The sequence below is a fragment of the Nitratireductor sp. GCM10026969 genome (assembly GCF_042660605.1).
Lineage (GTDB): Bacteria > Pseudomonadota > Alphaproteobacteria > Rhizobiales > Rhizobiaceae > Chelativorans.
The window spans coordinates 1-5,600 of sequence record NZ_JBHSUM010000213.1 but is presented as its reverse complement, the minus strand read 5'-3'; the positions used below and the strand labels follow the sequence as shown (position 1 = coordinate 5,600).

The window sequence follows — 5,600 nt, the reverse complement described above, 5'->3', positions numbered from 1 at the left end:
CGCCTCCGCGCTTGCCGCGGCATAGGCCTTCAGCGCGCTGTCGACCTCGGCCTTGAGCGGCGCGATCACTTCGTCATCGAGCGGGATACAGGGCGGCACGAAGATGCCGAGCATCAGCGCCCGGTCGTGCGGGTCGCGGCGGCCCGTGCAGCGGCGCTTGCGCCGGCAAAGCCGCACCCGGCAAGTGCGGTGGTGGCCGTAATAGGTGAGCATGTCCTGGAACAGGCCGAGATAGACCCCGCAGGATTCATTGTAGGTTTCGGCGTCCTCCCGGCGCCGCGCATAGGAGGCTTCCGGCTCGTCCGGCCCGCGTGGCGGGCAGGCGTAGTCGAAGACCGGCCAGGGGTCCTTCTTCAGGTTCCGGGGAACGTATCCGCGCTTCTTCCTGCCTGCCATTGCCGCGCTCCTCTTCTCCGCGCCGCCCGCACGGGCGCGCACCAACCTTCCCGCGCCGCCAGGCCGGGATTTTGAAAGTCCGGGGAGACGGGCGGCCGAAGGATCGCTCGTCAGTATGTTGTCGCGACCCTCGGGCCGCCCGTCCGGCGATTTTCGTCTCCGCCCGTTCCGCTTCCAGGGAGCCGAATCCGGAAGCGCCAAGCCTTTCGGCCCTTGCACTTCCACGACGGGCGGCCCTTCGACAAGCTCAGGACACCGCTTGCCCGTCCTTCCTCGGCTCCCCTTTAAAGTGCACCGTCCGGCACGCGCCGCTCGTAGTGGCGGCAGGGGAACCCTCGGGCGGAGCCTCCCCGGGCAAGCCGCCACGTTTGCAGCTCACCGGAGGCGCCGACCCATCCTCACGAGATCGCCGTCGCGACCTGCGTCCCCGCGGGATGGGCGTTGGGTAGGATAGGGGAGGGGGAGGAGGTGGGGATAAAATTGGGGTGAGAAATCTAGAAGTAGAGGGGGATCAATGGGTTGGCGAAGAAGAAGGGTGATTTTATCCACGCCCGCCTTCTACTGTCCCTCGCATCGCTCCAGAAGCCGATCTTGAAGAATGAGCGTTGCTCACCCCCTGCCGGACGTGCCAGTAGATGAGTCGGCGTGAAAGTCTCCACATTGAATTCTCTCTGGAAGGGAAAAAGGTTCTAAATGAGATACTTGTGTTCACCTTGACGTATCGCTCTGATGTGGAATCATTCACTACATAGATGGAGACGAATCAATATGGTCGAGAAACCCAGATATCCGCAAATACCGAGTACTGTTTGGTGGGGCGTTCGCGCCATCCTTCAGAAGACGCCGAATGCAACAGTGGATGAGCGACTGTTGGGTATCCAACTGCAGGTACAACAAGCAGCAGCCCGCCAATATATTACTGAACTCAGGGCGGCAGGCATTCTAAATGAGGAGTGCAAGGCAACACCGCTCGCCCTTAAGTGGCGGCTCGATGAAAAGTATTTGGAAGCTGTCGAGGAACTGTTGGGTCTCATTTATCCTGAGGGTCTCAGGCATGTTGCTCCTCCTGGGGAAGCGGACCGACAGAAGGTTGTCAGCTGGTTCCTGCACGAGGGATTGGGACAAGGTGCAGCTGGCAATAAGGCAGCTACATATCTGCTCATAAGTAGCCCTGTCCCGAATGAAGCTCCGAACCGCACAAATGGAGGTCGCGGGCTCAAGGAAGAGGCTGCAAAGCGTTCGACCACAGCCACGAAATCATCTGCCGTCACAGGCAATCAAGGCGCGCCACGGAAGAGCCCTGAACGAACGGTTAGCTCAGCAAATGGTGGAAAAAAAAGCGTGGCGGGTGATAGCATTCCATTGAACGTTAATGTTCAGATTCACATTAGTGCTGACGCTGGATCTGAGCAGATTGAATCGATTTTTTCTGCAATGAAACGCTATCTCTATGACGCACAGGGTCATTGAATCACTGAAGAAGCTGCAAGAACATGTTCTTGAGTTAGGCTTGGCACGCGGTGTTCTTGCATTGCCCGCGCCTCGTATGCTCGCGCTTCCCTCCCCGACGAGTGATGAGGCAGCCGCAAATAACGTATTTAGTGTCGCGGTCACAGAGCCAGAGATTGAAGAAGTTTCACGTGATCTATTTGCATCAGGTCACTATTCCTTAGCTGTCCAAGAGGCGTATAAGGCTCTGGACAACTACATCAGAAAGAAAGTCGGATCAGCTAAACATTCTGGCGCCACGCTGATGGACAACGTGTTTAGCCCTAGCTCGCCAGTCCTCTATTGGACTGATCGCAGTACCACATCCCAGCAAGATGAGCAAAAGGGATATCACCGCCTTTATTCGGGGGCCATGTTGGGTATCCGAAATCCTGTTACGCATGAGTTCAATTGGGTTGAAGAACCGGAAGTTGCATTGGAGCTGCTGGTTTTTGCACAGCACTTGCTCAGGAAGGCAAAAGCTGCCGAGATGAATGCAAGTCGAGAGAAAAACACTGTCAAGCAGTATGTTTCTTCTACCTGACTAGTGGAGACCTTAAGAGGTTACTCTGGATAATCAATCCGGTCGCACGGGACCAGCAGAGAAGGCACGGGAAAGGAGGAGGTGTTGGTCGCTACTTTGCGAGACGCTGATGGTTAACGAGAAACAGGCTGGTCCTTCGACACAGCCTCAGGTTGAGGGTTGGTGCCAAGCGCCCTCGTGGTTCGACAGGCTCACCATGAAGGCTACTGGAGCCCTCTACGCGCGTCGTGAGCGCTACTGCAGCTTGGGCTCGTGTGCTTCCATGCTGCGAAGCCAAGGCGGCAATCGGCATTGCATTCTGGCGCTGACATGAGCGGCGGCGTTTCAGTAGCCCTCATCCTGAGCTTGTCGAAGGGCGAGGGCGCTTGGCGCCTTCCTTTCCACTTGCCCGCAATCTCATGGTTCGACCCTTCGACGAGCTCAGGGCTCACCATGAGGGAGTTGGGGGAGGGGGCTCATCATGGAAGTCACCGTCTATATCCTGCGTTGCGCGGACGGCTCCTATTACACGGGCCTGACCAAGCAGGAGATCGAGGCGCGGGTGTGGGAGCATAATCAGGGGATCTATGACGGCTACACCAGGAAGCGGCGGCCGGTGGAGCTGGTGTTTACGGAGACGTACGACCGCATCATCGAAGCCATTGCGCGGGAGCGGCAGATCAAGGGGTGGTCGCGGGCGAAGAAGGAGGCGTTGATCGCGCTTGATTATGAGGCGCTGCCGGGCTTGGCGAGGAACAGGCGGGATCCTTCGACAAGCTCAGGATGAGGTTGATGCCGAGCGCCCTCGCCCTTCGACAGGCTCAGGATGAGGGCTACTGAAACGCCGCGCTTCTCGCGACACCTCATTTTCCAACATCGAAGGCTGGCGCCGCCGCAACCAGTAGCCCTCATGGTGAGCCTGTCGAACCACGAGGGCGCTTGGCGCCTCAATCCCCCATCTTCAACGCCTGGATGAACGCCTCCTGCGGGATCTCCACCTTCCCGAACTGGCGCATCCGCTTCTTGCCCTCCTTCTGCTTCTCCAGAAGCTTGCGCTTGCGGGTCACGTCGCCGCCGTAGCATTTGGCCGTCACGTCTTTCCTCAGCGCGCGGATGGTCTCGCGGGCGATGACGCGGCCGCCGATGGCGGCCTGGACGGGGATCTGGAACATGTGCTGGGGGATCAGCTCCTTCAGCTTTTCGCACATGGCGCGGCCGCGGCGTTCGGCCTGGGAGCGGTGGACGAGCATGGAGAGGGCGTCTACCGGCTCGGCGTTGACCAGGATCTGCATCTTGACGAGGTCGCCCTCGTGGTAGTCGGTGAGCTGGTAGTCGAAGCTCGCATAGCCGCGGGAGATGGATTTCAGGCGGTCGTAGAAGTCGAAGACCACCTCGTTCAAGGGCAGGTCGTAGGTGAGCATGGCGCGCGTGCCGGCGTAGGACAGGTCCACCTGGACGCCGCGGCGCTCCTGGCAGAGCTTGAGGATCGCGCCCAGATGCTCGTCGGGGGTGAGGATGGTGGCGCGGATCCAGGGCTCCTCGATGGTGGCGATCCTCACCGGGTCGGGCATGTCGGCGGGGTTGTGGAGCTCGATCGTCTCGCCGTCGATCAGGTTCATGCGGTAGACGACGCTAGGAGCGGTGGCGATCAGGTCGAGGTCGAACTCGCGGGAAAGCCGCTCCTGGACGATTTCCAGGTGCAGGAGGCCGAGGAAGCCGCAGCGGAAGCCGAAGCCGAGGGCGGCGGACGTTTCCATCTCGAAGGAGAAGGAGGCGTCGTTGAGGCGGAGCTTGCCCATGGCGGCGCGCAGGGCGTCGAAATCGGCGGCATCGACCGGGAAGAGGCCGCAAAAGACCACCGGCTGGGCGGGCTTGAAGCCGGGCAGCGGCTTTTGGGTCGGGCGCTTGTCCTCGGTGATGGTGTCGCCGACGCGGGTGTCGGCCACCTCCTTGATGGAGGCGGTGATGAAGCCGATCTCGCCGGGGCCCAGCGACTCGACCATGACCATCTTGGGCGTGATGACGCCGACGCGGTCGACCGGGTATCTGGCGTCCGTGCCCATCATGCGGATGGTCTGGCCCTTCTTCATCCGGCCGTCGATGATGCGCACCAGCACGATGACGCCGAGATAGGCGTCGTACCAGGAATCGACCAGCAGCGCCTTGAGCGGGGCGGCGGCGTCGCCCTCGCGCGGCGGGGGCAGGCGGGTGACGATGGCTTCCAGCACCTCGTCGACGCCGAGGCCGGTCTTGGCGGAGATCTGCAGCGCGTCGGAGGCGTCGAGGCCGATGACGTCCTCGATCTGTTCCTTGATGCGCTCGGGCTCGGCGGCGGGCAGGTCGACCTTGTTGAGGACCGGCACGATCTCGTGGTCGGCGTCGAGCGCGGCGTAGACATTGGCCAGCGTCTGCGCCTCCACGCCCTGGCTTGCGTCGACGACCAGCAGCGAGCCCTCGCAGGCGCGAAGCGAGCGCGAGACCTCGTAGGCGAAGTCGACATGGCCGGGGGTGTCGATGAGGTTCAGGACGTAGTGCTGGCCGTCGCGCGCGTCATATTCGAGGCGCACCGTGTTGGCCTTGATGGTGATGCCGCGCTCGCGCTCGATGTCCATGGCGTCGAGCACCTGCTCCTTCATCTCGCGCTGTTCGAGCGAGCCGGTCATCTGGATGAGCCGGTCGGCGAGCGTCGACTTGCCGTGGTCGATATGGGCGACGATGGAGAAATTGCGGATGCGGGATGTGGGTGTTTCGGTCATGGCCGGCATGTAGCAGTGCCGTCAGGCGGCGGCAAGCGAGGATGGGCGGAAGGCGCGGGTTTGGTCGACGCGGTTTCTCGATGCCGTCATCCCGGAAGCCGGAGCCCAGGGGGCGGAGGCTGTCCGGGATCCATTCCGTGACTCTTCCACGTTCCGGAATGGATCCCGGCCTTCGCTCCGCGAAGCCGGGATGACGCGGCGGAGGTGGCATGGCCTGAACGCTGTGGAGCTTATTTCAGCCAGGCGGCGAGCCTTTCCGCCGCGTCTGCGAGCTGGTCGGTGCGGCGGTTGAAGCAGAGGCGGAAGAAGCGCTCGCCGCCGGGGCCAAAGGCGGCACCCGGGGCGAGGCCGACGCCGGTCTCCTCGACGATGCGGATCGCCGCGCGCGGGGTGTCTTCCACGCCGTCGATCGAAAAGAAGAGATAGAAGGCGCCCTC

The 5,600-nt window shown here is 61.6% G+C and carries 5 protein-coding genes and 1 pseudogene; 3 read left to right on the top strand and 3 right to left on the bottom strand.

All coding sequences use genetic code 11. From position 1 onward, the window contains the following. Positions 1-396 (bottom strand): hypothetical protein (locus tag ACFP9U_RS23470; RefSeq protein ID WP_378625159.1); only part of this gene is annotated, 396 nt, incomplete at its 3' end. Between the two features lie 768 nt (positions 397-1,164). On the opposite strand from ACFP9U_RS23470, the gene ACFP9U_RS23465 reads away from it, so the two are divergent. The 3 genes from ACFP9U_RS23465 to ACFP9U_RS23455 all read left to right on the top strand — a co-directional run bounded on the left by ACFP9U_RS23465 (position 1,165) and on the right by ACFP9U_RS23455 (position 3,194). After that, the gene (locus tag ACFP9U_RS23465) at positions 1,165-1,866 is read left to right on the top strand and encodes a hypothetical protein (RefSeq protein ID WP_378625158.1); all 702 of its coding nucleotides are present in this window, start codon (positions 1,165-1,167) and stop codon (positions 1,864-1,866) included. After that, positions 1,847-2,428: a TIGR02391 family protein gene (locus tag ACFP9U_RS23460; protein ID WP_378625156.1), complete on the top strand. Its 582-nt coding sequence runs from the start codon at positions 1,847-1,849 to the stop codon at positions 2,426-2,428. Before ACFP9U_RS23465 ends, ACFP9U_RS23460 begins: the two co-directional genes overlap by 20 nt. Before the next feature lie 460 nt (positions 2,429-2,888). Beyond that, a complete protein-coding gene (locus tag ACFP9U_RS23455; RefSeq protein WP_378625154.1) occupies positions 2,889-3,194 on the top strand; it encodes a GIY-YIG nuclease family protein in 306 nt (101 codons plus the stop codon). Between the two features lie 160 nt (positions 3,195-3,354). On the opposite strand, the gene lepA is transcribed toward ACFP9U_RS23455, so the two are convergent. Together lepA and ACFP9U_RS23445 are read right to left on the bottom strand one after the other, a co-directional pair. Further along, positions 3,355-5,163, bottom strand: coding sequence for a translation elongation factor 4 (gene lepA, locus ACFP9U_RS23450; protein WP_378625161.1), 1,809 nt, complete (start codon positions 5,161-5,163; stop codon positions 3,355-3,357). A gap of 230 nt (positions 5,164-5,393) precedes the next feature. Beyond that, positions 5,394-5,600: pseudogene (locus ACFP9U_RS23445) on the bottom strand (aspartate aminotransferase); the annotation flags it as partial.

Coding starts and splice junctions, on each gene's coding strand:
- ACFP9U_RS23465 (WP_378625158.1), top strand. CDS start 1,165: ATGGTCGAGAAACCCAGATATCCGCAAATACCGAGTACTGTTTGGTGG.
- ACFP9U_RS23460 (WP_378625156.1), top strand. CDS start 1,847: ATGACGCACAGGGTCATTGAATCACTGAAGAAGCTGCAAGAACATGTT.
- ACFP9U_RS23455 (WP_378625154.1), top strand. CDS start 2,889: ATGGAAGTCACCGTCTATATCCTGCGTTGCGCGGACGGCTCCTATTAC.
- lepA (WP_378625161.1), bottom strand. CDS start 5,163: ATGACCGAAACACCCACATCCCGCATCCGCAATTTCTCCATCGTCGCC.